This is a genomic window from Jiella sonneratiae (assembly GCF_017353515.1).
Taxonomy (GTDB): domain Bacteria; phylum Pseudomonadota; class Alphaproteobacteria; order Rhizobiales; family Rhizobiaceae; genus Jiella; species Jiella sonneratiae.
On sequence record NZ_JAFMPY010000022.1, the window covers coordinates 25,560 to 38,657 of the forward strand.

Annotated in this window: 13 protein-coding genes; 10 read left to right on the forward strand and 3 right to left on the reverse strand. The window is 70.5% G+C overall.

The window, feature by feature from the left end; genetic code table 11:
• The first annotated feature begins 23 nt into the window (after window positions 1-23).
• The 7 genes from J1C47_RS17805 to J1C47_RS17835 all read left to right on the forward strand — a co-directional run bounded on the left by J1C47_RS17805 (window position 24) and on the right by J1C47_RS17835 (window position 7,215).
• Entirely contained in the window at window positions 24-749 is a 726-nt protein-coding gene (locus tag J1C47_RS17805) for a DUF4129 domain-containing protein (RefSeq protein ID WP_207352137.1), read from the forward strand.
• Window positions 746-2,140 carry a hypothetical protein gene (locus tag J1C47_RS17810; RefSeq protein WP_207352138.1) on the forward strand — a complete coding sequence of 465 codons (1,395 nt, stop codon included), beginning with the start codon at window positions 746-748 and terminating at the stop codon, window positions 2,138-2,140. Before J1C47_RS17805 ends, J1C47_RS17810 begins: the two co-directional genes overlap by 4 nt.
• Complete coding sequence (locus J1C47_RS17815) at window positions 2,094-3,050, forward strand: AAA family ATPase (RefSeq protein WP_207352139.1); 957 nt, start codon at window positions 2,094-2,096, stop codon at window positions 3,048-3,050. The genes J1C47_RS17810 and J1C47_RS17815 overlap by 47 nt, the downstream gene beginning before the upstream one ends.
• Window positions 3,050-4,363 (forward strand): DUF58 domain-containing protein, encoded by a 1,314-nt coding sequence (locus J1C47_RS17820; protein ID WP_207352140.1) that lies wholly within the window; start codon window positions 3,050-3,052, stop codon window positions 4,361-4,363. Before J1C47_RS17815 ends, J1C47_RS17820 begins: the two co-directional genes overlap by 1 nt.
• Entirely contained in the window at window positions 4,360-5,394 is a 1,035-nt protein-coding gene (locus J1C47_RS17825; protein WP_207352141.1) for a stage II sporulation protein M, read from the forward strand. Before J1C47_RS17820 ends, J1C47_RS17825 begins: the two co-directional genes overlap by 4 nt.
• Before the next feature lie 2 nt (window positions 5,395-5,396).
• Window positions 5,397-6,347, forward strand: coding sequence for an RDD family protein (locus J1C47_RS17830; protein ID WP_207352142.1), 951 nt, complete (start codon window positions 5,397-5,399; stop codon window positions 6,345-6,347).
• Between the two features lie 79 nt (window positions 6,348-6,426).
• Entirely contained in the window at window positions 6,427-7,215 is a 789-nt protein-coding gene (locus J1C47_RS17835; RefSeq protein WP_207352143.1) for a hypothetical protein, read from the forward strand.
• A gap of 186 nt (window positions 7,216-7,401) precedes the next feature.
• Here J1C47_RS17835 and J1C47_RS17840 read toward each other — a convergent pair whose 3' ends face one another.
• Both J1C47_RS17840 and J1C47_RS17845 read right to left on the reverse strand, forming a co-directional pair.
• Window positions 7,402-8,193 (reverse strand): ribonuclease HII, encoded by a 792-nt coding sequence (locus J1C47_RS17840; protein WP_207352144.1) that lies wholly within the window; start codon window positions 8,191-8,193, stop codon window positions 7,402-7,404.
• A 281-nt stretch (window positions 8,194-8,474) separates the two neighbouring features.
• Window positions 8,475-9,632 carry a PA0069 family radical SAM protein gene (locus tag J1C47_RS17845; protein ID WP_207352145.1) on the reverse strand — a complete coding sequence of 386 codons (1,158 nt, stop codon included), beginning with the start codon at window positions 9,630-9,632 and terminating at the stop codon, window positions 8,475-8,477.
• Between the two features lie 125 nt (window positions 9,633-9,757).
• Between J1C47_RS17845 and J1C47_RS17850 the strand changes: the two genes are divergently transcribed.
• Window positions 9,758-10,288, forward strand: coding sequence for a glycosyltransferase family A protein (locus J1C47_RS17850; RefSeq protein WP_207352146.1), 531 nt, complete (start codon window positions 9,758-9,760; stop codon window positions 10,286-10,288).
• Window positions 10,289-10,530: 242 nt separating this feature from the next.
• The gene (locus tag J1C47_RS17855; protein ID WP_207352147.1) at window positions 10,531-11,031 is read left to right on the forward strand and encodes a hypothetical protein; all 501 of its coding nucleotides are present in this window, start codon (window positions 10,531-10,533) and stop codon (window positions 11,029-11,031) included.
• A 151-nt stretch (window positions 11,032-11,182) separates the two neighbouring features.
• Here the strand turns inward: J1C47_RS17855 and fumC are convergent, their stop codons facing one another.
• On the reverse strand, window positions 11,183-12,571 hold the full coding sequence (gene fumC, locus J1C47_RS17860; RefSeq protein ID WP_207352148.1) for a class II fumarate hydratase: 1,389 nt from the start codon (window positions 12,569-12,571) through the stop codon (window positions 11,183-11,185).
• A 219-nt stretch (window positions 12,572-12,790) separates the two neighbouring features.
• On the opposite strand from fumC, the gene J1C47_RS17865 reads away from it, so the two are divergent.
• On the forward strand, window positions 12,791-13,006 hold the full coding sequence (locus J1C47_RS17865) for a hypothetical protein (RefSeq protein ID WP_207352149.1): 216 nt from the start codon (window positions 12,791-12,793) through the stop codon (window positions 13,004-13,006).
• Window positions 13,007-13,098 lie beyond the last annotated feature (92 nt).

Sequence of the window (13,098 nt, forward strand, 5' to 3'; positions counted from 1 at the left end):
CGCTGGGGTGCCCATTGAGCCGAATGACGCGCTTCGATCGCTGCCGGTGCCGGTTCGTCGCGGGCGCTGTCGCCGTCGTTCTGGCGGCCGTGCCCTGTGCCGCCCGGGCCGAGCCCAGCACCGGCGAGACGGACGCGGCGAAGCGGACCGCCGTCGGCGAGGCATATCTGAAATCGGTGGAAGGGCGACGCCTGCAGACGCCGATCGTCTATCTTTCGCCGGACTCCGACCTCGGCGCGGCAAAGCCCGGCGACCGCGGTCCCGATCCGCTGTCGGACACTCCCCCCCATACGCTCGAATGGGGCGGGACGGGCGTCCTCGTCGTCCTCGCTCTGGCGCTCGCCCTTTTCCTCTGGCTCGCCCGCGGCCAGCTCGCGGATCTCGCAGGGCCGCGCAATCGCGGCTTTGGGTCCGACGCGGCCCGCGGAGAGGCCTTCGCCGACGCGGAACTCGACCGCGACCTCATCGCCGGCCTGCGACGCGAGAACGACCCGCGCAAGGGCCTGCGCATGGTGCTCGAGCGCTTCCTGCGGCTTGCGGCCGAGGACAACGCCATCGTCCTGAAGCGCTCGCTGACGACGCGCGAACTGATGCAGCGGCTGCCCGGCAGCTGGGCGCATCGCCGCCAGCTGGAGGTTCTCGCCCGGCAGACCGAACTGGTGCTCTTCGGCGGCCGCGACATCGGCGCCGCCGACTATCAGCGCTGCCTCGATCTCGCCGAGCCGTTCCTGAAGCGGACGGCCACATGACGGAGCGGGCCGCAAATCCATCTGCAAGCCCGGCGCCGGCGAGCCGCGCCGGCGGCGAATGGGCGAAGAGCCTGGCGATCCTCCTCGCGGTCTGTCTCGCCGTCGGCCTGTTCTATCTCCTCGGCGCCCGCCGCCCGATCGAACGCAGCGCCATCGGCCTCGCCGGCCTCGAACGCTGGCTGGAGACGAGCGGCGTTCCGACGGTGCCGGCCTTTCAGGGCGGTCCCGGCGCCCAGAGCTTCCGCATCCTGCCGGTCTACGATCCGAAGCTGCTCGGCGAGGGGGTCGAGCAGGCGGATGGCGGCGAGGACGAACGCGGCGCTCTGTCGCCGCAACCTCTCGCCAGGGCCGACTTCGTGGCGCGGGCGACGGCCGGCCCGATGTTGGCGGTGCTGCCGAAATGGCGCGGCGGCATGGTCGCGAGGGGCGCGGCGCATCCGGACCTCCTCGTTCCGCCGGGCGCCATGGACTTCTTCGGTGGCGAACCGGTCAGGCGCCTCGCCGAGAAAGGCCTCGCCACCTACAAGGTCTACGACAAGGAATTCGGCCAGCCGGTCTCCCGGCCGGCGACGCTCTATTCGGCGCAGGTGCTCGGGCAGGGACTCGAGGCGAAGTGCAACCCGGTTCTCGTGCTCGAGGACGACCGCGGCGATCCGCTCGGCACGCTGATGGCCGACTGTACCGGCAAGCTCTTCGAGGGATCGGGCAACACGTTGTTCGTCCTCTCCGATCCCGACGTTCTCGACAATGCCGGCCTCGCGCTCGGAGACAATGCCGGGCTGGCGCTGACCATCGTCGAAGGCTTTGCGGGCAATTCGGCGATCTTCGTCGACGCCGACACGGCCAGCGAGGCCGTGCAGGGCGCGACGCAGCCCGAGGGCGGCGAGGATCGGCGCCAGCGCACCCTCGCCGACCTCGACCGCTTCTTCGTCTATCCCTTCTCTTGGTTCTGGATCGGCGTCGTGCTCGTCACCGGGCTGGCGCTCTGGCGGGGCAGCCGGCGCTTCGGCCGCCCGCAGGAGGAGGTCGAGGCGGCGGAAGCGTCCAAGCGCCGCACCATCGAGGCCTCGCGCCGCATCCTGCTTCTTTCACGGGAAGACGAGCCGCTGGTCGCGCGCCACGTCGCCGACCGCATCGAGGCGCTGGCGAGCGCGCTCGTCGAGACGACGCGCCGGGACCGCAGCGGCGAATTGGCGGCGCTCTCGCGGCTTCTCGCCCGTCGCTCGCCCGAGCTTGCCTCGCGATTCCACAAGGCCCACGCGGCCGTGACCGCCACCGGCCTCAAGGAACGGGCGCGCTTCGACGCGCTCGCCGCCTTCGAGGCCGTGATTCAGGAGACGTGGCATGAATTTGGACGAGTTGCGGGCCCTGCGCGACCGGATCGCCGCTGAGATCGAAAAGGCCGTGCAGGGCCAGGCGGCGGTGGTCGAGCTGCTGCTCGTCTCGCTGTTCGCCCGCGGCCACTGCCTGATCGAGGGGCCGCCGGGAACCGCCAAGACGCTGCTCGCCCAGAGCCTCGCGGCGGCGGTGACGCTCGACTTCAAGCGCCTCCAGTTCACCCCCGACCTGATGCCGGGCGACGTCATCGGCTCGAACGTCTACGATTTCGGCTCGCGGCGATTCGAGCTGGTGAAGGGGCCGATCTTCACCGACATCCTGCTTTCCGACGAGATCAACCGCGCGCCGCCGAAGACGCAGGCCGCGCTGCTGCAGGTGATGAACGAGCGGCGGGTGACGATCGACGGCGTCGATCATGCCGTCGGCAACGTGTTCTTCGTCGTCGCCACCCAGAACCCGATCGAGCAGCAGGGCACCTATCCGCTGCCCGAGGCGCAGCTCGACCGCTTCCTGTTCAAGGTCGAGATCGCGTTTCCGGACGAGGAGGCGGAACTCTCGATCCTCAGGCGCCATGCCGGCCAGCCGCTCGACCACGACGCCCGCAAGGCCGCGATCGAGCCGGTCGCCGGGCTCGGCGAGATCCGTGCCGGCCAGGAACTGGTGGACGCCATCCGCCTCGACGACGAGATCCTGCGCTACGTGCTCGGCCTCTGCCGCGCCACCCGCGCCGACGTCGACATCGCCTATGGCGTCTCGACCCGCGCCGCCGACGCGCTGTGCGGCGCGGTGCGGGCGCGCGCCGCGCTCGACGGCCGCGACTACGCCATCCCCGACGACGTCAAATTGCTGTTCGGACCGACGATGCGCCACCGTGTCGTGCTCTCGCCGACGGCGGAGATCGAGGGGCGGAGCCCCGATTCGGTTCTCGCGGCGCTCGTCGAGCAGATTCCGGCGCCGCGCTGATGCGGCCTTCGCCCCGCCTCCTTCTCGTCGCCAGCCTGATCGCGCTCCTTTCGCTCGGCCTCGTGATCCTGCCGGAGGCGCCGGCGGAGCTGGTGCCGGCGGCCTGGGCGCTGCTGGCGCTCGCCGTCGTCGCCGACGCGCTCGCGACGCCGGGCGGCAAGCGCTTCGTCCTCGACGCGCCGCAGACCCGGGAGATGTTCGTCGGCGAGACGGCGGAGCTCGGCTTCGTGCTGCGGCCGGTTGCAGACGGCGGGCGCCTCCCCGGTTCGGCGATGGCGCGCCTCGCCTGGCCGCAGGAACTCGAAGGCCCGGCGCAGTTCGTTCTGAGCCCCGGCCCGGCCGGCGCCTCCGCCGGCATCACGGTGCGCGCCGCCGGCCGCGGCGACTTCACGCTCGGGGAAATCGCGGTGCTGCGGGCGAGCCGGCTGAAGCTCGTCGACGTCGTCGCCGTCTATCCCTGTGCGACGCGGCTGGTGGTCGTCCCGAACATCCGGGCGGTCACTTCCGGCGAGATCGACGTCCAGATCGCCACCGAGGCCTTCGGCAGCCGGGCGGCGCTGATCCGCGGCGAGGGCTCGGAGTTCCATCAGCTGCGCGACTTCGTCGCCGGGATGGACAGCCGCACCATCGACTACAAGCGCTCGGCCCGCCACGGCACCCTCGTCGCCCGCGAGATGCGGGCCGAGAAGAACCACAACATCGTGCTCGCTCTCGACAACGGCCATCTGATGCGCGAGACGATCGCCGGCCTGCCGAAGATCGACCACATGATCAACGCCGCGCTGGCGCTCGGCTGGGCCGGCGTCCAGGGCGGCGATCTCGTCGGCCTCTACGCCTTCGACGCCCGGCCGCGCCTCTATCTACCGCCGGGCGGCGGGCGCCGCGCCTTCGCGCAGCTGCGCTCCAGGGCGGCCGAGCTGCGCTACCGGGCGATCGAGACCAACCACACCCTTGCCATGACGCATCTCGGCCAGCGCCTGTCGCGGCGCTGCCTCGTCGTCGTGTTTTCCGACTTCGTCGACACCACCACCGCCGAGCTTCTGGTGGAAAACGTCGCGGTGCTGAACCGCCATCACGTCGTCGTCTTCGTCTCGATCCGCGATCCGCTGCTCGCCGGCTACCAGCGCCGCGCCGCCGGCGATCTCGGCGAGGTCGCCGCCGCCGTCGCCGCCGCGGGCCTGTGGCGCGAGCGCCGGCTGGTGCTCGAGCGGCTCGCCCGGCTCGGCGTCTTCGTCGTCGATGCCGATCCGGGCGGCATCACCGCGCGGCTCGTCTCCACCTATCTCACGATCAAGGCGCGGGAACTGATATGAGCGCCACCTCGGGCAGCATCCGCTCCACGCGCTTTCGCGACGAACGCGAGGCCGGCTGGAAGCGTCTCGCCGAGATCGTCGAGGCGGCGGAGAAGCGCGGCCTGTCGCGCCTGTCCTTCGACGACGCGCGCGACCTCGTGATGCTCTACCGCCAGGCCGTCAATTCGCTGTCCGTCGCCCGCGAGATCTCCCTCGACGCGGCGGTCGTGCGCTATCTCGAAAGCCTCTGCGCCCGCGCCTATCTCGTCGTCTACGCGCCGCGCGAGGGTCTGCGCGGCCTTCTCGCCCGCTTCTTCGCCCGCTCGGCGCCGCAGGCGGTGCGCCGCTCGTTCGTGCCGATCCTCGTGTCCTTCGCGCTGATGGGCCTCGGGGGGCTCGCGGCCTATCTTCTCACCAACGCCGATTCGACCTGGTTCTACGCCTTCGTGCCCGGCGACCTCGCCGCCGGCCGCGGCCCGGGCGCCAGCGCCGAGGCGCTGCGCCGCGTCATCTACGGCGAGGACCGCCAGCCGCTCGGCGAGCTCGGCGCCTTCGCCACCTATCTGTTCTCCCACAACACCAAGGTGGCGCTGTTCGCCTTCGCGCTCGGCGTCGTCTTCTGCGTTCCGAGCGTGCTGCTCCTCATCTACAACGGCGCGATGCTCGGAACCTTCGTCAGCGTCCATGCGGAAAAGGGCCTGGCGCTCGACTTCATGGGCTGGGTGACGATCCACGGCGTCACCGAGCTTTCGGCCATCGCGATCGCCAGCGCCGGCGGCCTGACCCTCGGCTATGCCATGCTGTTTCCGGGCCTCAGGAGCCGCGCCGCGGCGCTGCGCCATGCCGGGCGGGACGCGGCGAAGCTCGCGGTCGTCGCCGCCGTCATGCTGGTTGCCGCCGGAATCCTCGAAGGCGTCGGGCGCCAGCTCGTCACCGACTTCTGGGCGCGCCTCGCGGTCGGCTGGGGCGCCGGCCTCGGCTGGCTCGGCTGGTTCGTGCTGGCCGGCCGCGGCGGCCCCGGGCCGGCGGGCGCCGGCGGAGCGGAGGCCTGAGGATGGCGCGCTTCAGACGCAGGGACGACCGGAAGGCAAAGGCCGGCGGCCGCCGCAAGCGACTTTTCGCGGAGGAGGGCAAGCGCCTCGTCCTGACGCCGCCGGAAGGCGTGCCGCTGCACCTCGTCGTCGCCGGCCTCGGGGCGCGGCTCGGGGCGCAGATCGTCGACCTCGTCCTCACCACCTTCGCGACCTTCGCCATCATCCTCGCCTTGCTCTTCGCCGATCTCGTCGGCGAGGCGGCCTTCGGCGCGATCGCGACCTTCGTCATCCTGGCGCTCGGCACGCCTTTCTACATCGTCTGCGAGCTGCTGATGAACGGCCGCACGCCGGGCAAGAAGCTGCTCGGCCTCAGGGTGGTCTCGAACAACGGCTCCGGCCTCTCGACGCACCAGATCGTCGTGCGCAATCTGACCAAGGAGGTGGAGGTGTTCCTGCCCGCGGCCTTCCTCATCGGCGGCGGCGAGGAATCCTTCTGGTTCAACGGCATGATGCTGTTGTGGCTCGTCGTCGTCTGCGCCGTGCCGCTGCGCAGCGCCGCGAACCGGCGCATCGGCGACCTCGTCGCCGACACGGCCGTCGTGCTGGACCCGCGGCCGCTGCTCCTGCCGGACGTCGCGGATGCGGTCGGGCGGGCGGCACGGGAGCGCTTCGTCTTTTCGAGCGGCCAGCTCGACCTCTACGGCGCCTACGAGCTGCAGGTTCTCGAACGGCTGCTCCGCGGCGGCGAGGAGGCAAGGGACAGCCGCGAGCGCCAGAAGGGCCTCGCCCGCATCGGGGCACGCATCCGCGCCAAGATCGGCTATGCCGAGCGCATCTCGCCGCAGGAGGAGGAGGCGTTCCTGAAGAGCTTCTACGTCGCCCAGCGGGCCTATCTCGAACAGAAGAAGCTGATGGGCGAGGCGCGGGCCGACAAGTTCCACCGCGAGGAGACGACGGTCGAAAATCCTTGATATGACGTTGCGTCATGTGGCGATGCAATGCCACCATCGCCGTGGCAATCCCGCCGGCCACGCGACGAAAGGAAACGAAATGACCGCAATCGACACCGCCGCCGGATTGCCGAAGCCGCGCTTCGGGGTGGGATCGCGGCTGAGCGACACCTTCCAGATCTTTTCGAGCCGCTTTGCCCTGTTCGGCCTCATCGGCGTGGTCGCCGGTTTCCTGATGCAGCTTCCGAGCTATCTCGTCGTCGGCGCCCAGACCTTCGATTCGGCGTCGCAGCAGGCGAGCCAGGCCTTCATCGGCGAGAACCCCTTCCTGTTCGTCGCGGTCGTCGTCGCCCTGCCGCTCCTCGTCTATTCGGTGCTGACCGCGGTGCTCGTCCTTGCCGCCTACGACGCCAAGGCAGGCCGCGACGCCAATGTCGGCGCCTATGTCGCCACCGCGCTGCGGGCCATGCTGCCGCTGATCGTGCTCAGCATCGTCGCCTGGATCCTGATCGGGCTCGGCTTTGCCGTCTTCGTCGTTCCGGGCCTCTGGCTGCTCGGCGTCCTGGCGGTCTACGTGCCGGCCATCGTCGTCGAGGGCGCAGGCTTCGGGGCGCTCGGCCGCAGCGCCCGCCTGACCAAGGGCTATCGCTGGCCGATCGTCGGCTTCGTCGTTCTCGTCTACGTGCTGTTCTATCTCGCCGGGATCGCCCTCGGCTTCGTCGGCGGCCGGGTGGTCGGCGTCTCGCCGGTCCTGTTCCTGCTGCTGCAGGGGATCGTGAGCGGGCTCTCGGCGGCCTTCGCCTCGATCGCGGTCGCCGTCGCCTATGCGCGGCTGCGCGAGATCAAGGACGGCGTCGGCTTTGCCGACCTCGCCGACGTCTTCGCCTGAGGGAAGGAGCCGGAGAATCGGACCGTCAAACGTCCGCCGCCGGCTTCGGGCGTGACCGCCGCGGGCGAAGGCCCGCGGACGGGGTCATACGGTTTCCGGCAGATCACTTCGTGACGCCGGATACAAAGACGCTCATTTGCCGCGCGGGCTTGATACGCGCTCCGCTCTGATCGAACGGATCTCGTATCAGAACGGCAGCACGGCCTGCCGCATCGGGCTGAAGCTCATGCGGTGCAGCGGCGAGGGGCCGAGCAGCGCGATCGCCTCGAGATGGGCCGCCGTCGCATAGCCCATGTGCCGCGAGAAGCCGTAGCCGGGAAAGGCAAGGCAGGCGCGGCGCATCATCCGGTCGCGCACCACCTTGGCGACGATCGAGGCGGCCGCGATCGACAGGCAGGCGGCGTCGCCGCCGATCACGGCGGAGGCCTCGCACGGACAGCCGGGCGGTACGTCCCGGCCGTCGACGAGGGCGTGGTCGGGGGCGGCACCGAGTGCCGCGAGCGCCCGCCGCATGGCGATCAGCGTCGCGCCGCGGATGTTGAACCGGTCGATCTCCGCCGCGCTCGCACAGGCGCTCGCCACCGTCGCGGTCGCGAGGATCTTGACGAAGAGCGCCTCCCGCCGTTCGGCGGTGAGCGCCTTGGAATCGTCGAGGCCGTCCGGAATGTCGTTCGGGTCGAGGATTACCGCGGCCGCCGTCACCGGCCCGGCGAGCGGGCCGCGCCCGGCCTCGTCGATCCCGGCGACGAAGCGCCGGCCGAGACCCAGCAGATGCGCCTCGCGGGCGAAGTCGGGACCCGGGCGGGTGCGGCCTGCGGCGTCCGCCTTTCCGGCTCGTCCGGCGTCGGACTCCTTGCGGCCGGCTCCCGGCGCACCCGCCGCGGCGGCGGATCGCGGCCCCGGGGTTGCGGCTCGCCGCGCCCTGCGGGGCGCTGCGTTGTGGGGAGACGGGCGAGAATCGGAGGGATGCGCGGTCATCGTGCGGCGGAGACTCGCGCATCCTCCGATCCCATGCAAGGCCCGCCGCGACCACGGGGGGCGTCGGGGAGGGCGGGCCTTTCCGGCGGCCTTGCGGCCACCGGTGCGCCGGACGGGTCGATGCGGCAGACCCGGCCGACTTCATGCCAGCGGTTGCGGGTGTTCCCGGCCGCCGAATGCGCCCGGAGCCCGGCCCTTCGGCGGGGCGTCGCCTCTCGGGCGGTCGTCGAGCCGCCGCCGGAGAGCCCGTCCGGACCGGCGGCGGGATCCGGCAGCTGTCGTCAGAGCAGCGCCAGCTGGACGCCGGCCGCCTTGGGCGGCGTGAACAGGTCGGTCCGCAGCTTCAGCCGGTCGTCGTTCAGGCCGAGGCGCCGTGCCGTCATCTCGAAGCGTCGGCGGATCTGGAAGGCATAGGGCCCCGAACCGCGCATCCGCTTGCCCCATTCGGCGTCGTAGTCCTTGCCGTCGCGCATCGAGCGCAGCAGCGACAGGACGTGCCGGTAGCGGTTCGGATAGTGCCGCAGCAGCCAGTCCTTGAACAGCGGCGCGACCTCCAGCGGCAGGCGCAGCAGCACGTATCCCGCCTCCTTCGCCCCGGCGGTGACGGCCGCTTCCAAAAGTCGCTCGATCTCGCTGTCGTTGAGGCCGGGAATGATCGGCGCGGTCATCACCATCGTCGGGACACCCGCCTCCGACAGTGCCTTGACCGCGTCGAGCCTTCTCGCCGGGGTGGCGGCGCGCGGCTCCATCGCCCGCGCCAGCGTCCGGTCGAGCGTCGTCACCGACAGGGCGACCTTGGCGAGCCCCTTCGCCGCCATGCGCGCCAGGATGTCGATGTCCCGCGTCACCAGCGCCGACTTCGTGACGATGCCGACCGGGTGGTTCGCCGCCTCCAGCACCTCGAGGATCTCGCGCATGATCCGCCGATCCTTCTCGATCGGCTGGTAGGGATCGGTGTTGGTGCCGATGGCGATCGACTTCACCTCGTAGCCCCGCCGGGCGAGTTCGCGCTCCAGAAGCTCGGCGGCATTCGGCTTGGCGAACAGCCGCGTCTCGAAGTCGAGGCCCGGGGACATGCCCATATAGGCGTGGGTCGGGCGGGCGAAGCAGTAGACGCAGCCGTGCTCGCAACCGCGATAGGGATTGATCGACCGGTCGAAGGAGATGTCCGGCGAGGTGTTGCGGGTGATGATCGTCTTCGGCTTTTCGACCTGCACCTCGGTCTTCAGCGCCGGCAGGCTGCCGAGCGTGTCCCAGCCGTCGTCGAAGCTCGACCGCGAAAAGGGCTCGTAGCGGCCCGACGGGTTGATGCCGGCGCCGCGGCCGCGCCGCCGGTCGGCGGGAAGCCGCAGGTTGGCGCCGTCGACGATGCGGTTGGCGACGTCGACGCCGTCGGCGCGGGCGAAGGCCGCTCGGTCGGCCGCGGTGATCTGCTGCATGGTCGGCCCTCCGTTCCGAGGCGTCTCGTTTCGTGAACAAACAGCTAACGCCAAAACGCGAACATTTCAAGAACAAAATCCGATCGGGGGTGGCGGCCGGCGCCGGCCTCGGGTAATCGTCCGGAATGCTGAGCGTGTTCATGGATTGCGGACCGGACGACCGGAAGCTGGCTGCGACGCTGTCGAGCCTGGTGCCGGGGGCGGTGGACGGCATCGTGCGGGAGGTCGTGCTGGTCGATCGCGCCATGGGCGTCGACGCGCGCAAGGTCGCCGAACATGCCGGCTGCCGGGTCGTGTCGGCGGAGGCGCTGGGGGAGGCGATCGGCCAGGCCCGGGGCGACTGGCTGCTGCTCCTCGAGCCCGGGGCGCGGCTGCAGCCCGGCTGGATCGCCGCCGTCGCCGATCACCTCGAGACGGCGGGCGGTGCCCACGCCGTGACGCCGGCCGCACGGTTCCGCCGCGCGGCGATCGACCGGCCGGGGTTCCTCGCCCGGCTGCGACGCAGGCCGGCGGCGCTTTCGCACGGCTTCCTGGTCCGGCGCAGCCATGCCGTCGGGCTGTTCGGCAAGGGCAGGACGGTGCGGCCGCTCGAGCATATCGCCAAGGGGGTGGCGGTGGTGCGCCTCGACGGCGAGATCCGCCCGGCGCAACCCTAGATCCGAGTCGGAGCATCCCCGAAGCGGGAGGCGCCGCGCGCCTGCACCGACCAGCCGCATGCCCGGTTTTCTTCGGGATGGCACGGGGTCTGCGCGGGGCGCGCTGGCCGGCAGAGCGGCGCTGAAGCAGTTCGTAACCGTTCGTTACATTCGGTAACCGAAACCGCAAGGATCCGTTCAGGTCCGTCTGTCTAGGTGATCGTTGCAAGTCAATTCAACGTGACCGGGCCGAGAGGATTGTCATGTCACTGACCGTTGGATCGAGCAGCACGGCCGTCACCCTCGTTTCCGGCGATTCCTCGTCGACGAGTTCGACCGACGACGTCGCTGCGATCAAGGAAAAGCTGGCGGCTGCCGAAAAGGCGCTCGCCGAGGCCGAGCAGCAGGAAGATGCCGACGAAGCCGCCACGCAGCAGGCGCTCGTCGACAAGTATACCGCGCAGCTCGCCAAAGCCGAGAAGGCGAGCGAGGCGAGCGGATCGTCCGCCGCCGGCGCTGCGAGGCCGGCCGGCGAGGCTCAAGGCGCCGAAGCCGGCGAGGCCGCCAATCCGTACAAGCCGACGATGCGGGCGGATCTGACGACGCTCGCCGCGGCCGGGGCCGACGAGGAGGCCTCGACGGGCGAAACCGACGCGGCCGGCGACGCCGGCACGACGGCCGACGCCGACAGCCCGGCCGAGCGCGTCGAGAAGGAATACCGGGCCAACATGACCCAGCCCGGAGAGGACACGGTCGCCGCCTGACGCCGGAGCGGGACGAGGCGGCCCGCACCCGTCGTCCGGCTCCATCTTCCCGGGTCCGCGTGATCCTTTCCGAAAGCCGGTTCCGACTTCTCGGGATCAGCTCCGGCGGCGGCGCGCCGGCTCCGGGCGCGACCGCCCGGAGCGTGCGGGGTCAGGCCGGCGCGATCATCGTCGAGGGATCGACGATGCGGTCGTAGTCTTCGGCGGAGACGAGGCCGGAGCCGACCGCCTCGTCCCTCAGCGTCGTGCCCTTCTTGTGTGCCGTCTTGGCGATGTTCGCGGCGTTGTCGTAGCCGATGGTCGGGGCGAGCGCCGTCACCAGCATCAGGCTCTGCTCCATCAGGCTCCTGATGCGCTCCTCGTTCGCCTCGATGCCGTCGACGCAATGCTCGGCGAAGCTCTCCATGCCGTCGGCGAGCAGCCGGATCGACGAGAGCACGGCGTTGGCGATCACCGGCTTGAAGACGTTGAGCTCGAAATGACCCTGGGAGGCGGCGACGGTGACGGTGGTCTCGTGGCCCATCACCTCGGTCGCGACCATGGTCAGAGCCTCGCACTGGGTCGGGTTGACCTTGCCCGGCATGATCGAGGAGCCCGGCTCGTTGGCCGGCAGGTTGAGTTCGCCGAGGCCCGAGCGCGGTCCCGAGCCGAGGAAGCGGATGTCGTTGGCGATCTTCATGAGATCGGCGGCGAGCGTGTTGAGCGCGCCGTGGAAGAAGGTCAGGGCGCCGTGCGAGGCCAGCGCCTCGAACTTGTTCGCGGCGGTGCGGAACGGGTGGCCGGTGAGGCTGGCGATCTCCGCGGCGATCTCGGTGTCGAAGCCGACCGGGGCGTTGAGGCCGGTGCCGACGGCCGTGCCGCCCTGGGCAAGGGCGAGAACGCCGTCGAGCGCGTCGCCGATGCGCTTCTTGGCAAGCTCCAGCGCCATCGCATAGCCGGAAAATTCCTGGCCGAGGGTGACCGGGGTGGCGTCCTGGGTGTGGGTGCGGCCGATCTTGATGATCGAGGCGAATTCCTGCGCCTTTCTGTCGAGCGCGGTGTGCAGCGTCTCGAGCGCCGGCTCCAGCCGCGCCTTCGCCTCGACGACCGCCGCGACGTGCATCGCCGTCGGGAAGACGTCGTTCGAGGACTGGCTCATGTTGACGTGGTCGTTGGGATGCACCGGCTTCTTCGAGCCCATCTTCCCGCCGAGCATCTCGATCGCCCGGTTGGAGATCACCTCGTTGACGTTCATGTTGGTCTGGGTGCCCGAGCCGGTCTGGTAGACGACGAGCGGGAAGTGCTCGTCGAGCTTGCCGGCGATGATCTCGTCGGCGGCCTTCTCGATGGCATCCTTCAGCTCGGCCGGCAGCCGGCCCTTGGCGGCGTTCACCCGCGCCGCGGCCTTCTTGACGGTCGCGAGCGCGCGGATCAGCGGCAGCGGCTGGCGCTCGGTGCCGATCCTGAAGTTGTTGCGCGAACGTTCGGTCTGGGCGCCCCAATAGCGGTCGTTTTCGACCTCGATGGCACCGATGGAATCGGTTTCGGTCCGTGTCGTCATGGAGGTGCCCTTTCTCTGCGGCTGTCTCAGGCTGCACAGCCAATAGCGAGACGGCGCCGCGATCGGAAGAGCGGCGCCGGGCTAAAATCGGTTGAAAGCCGTGCCCGGCTTCGCGCGCGGTGACGGTGCGACAGATTGGTCTCGTTTCAAAACCTTGTTGAGCGTTCGACGCGACCAATCTTCTCCGATCATGCGAAGCAATGTCGGGAAGGAACAGACATGAAGACCATCGGACGAACCGCCCTCATCCTCGGCCTCACCGCCGGGCTCGCCGTCTCCGCCGGCTGCAGCCGGACGCAGCGGACGCTCGCCGGCGCCGGCATCGGCGGCGCCAGCGGCGCGGTGATCGGCAATGCCGTCGGCGGCACGGGCGGGGCGATCGTCGGCGGCGTCGGCGGTGCGGTCGCGGGCGGCTACATCGGCCGCCACTACTGATCCGAGCGGGGGAGGGTCTGCAGACCTTCAGGCCTGAACGAGGCCGAAACGAAAAGAGCCGGGCGTCGCCGCCCGGCTCTTTTTTCACTGCC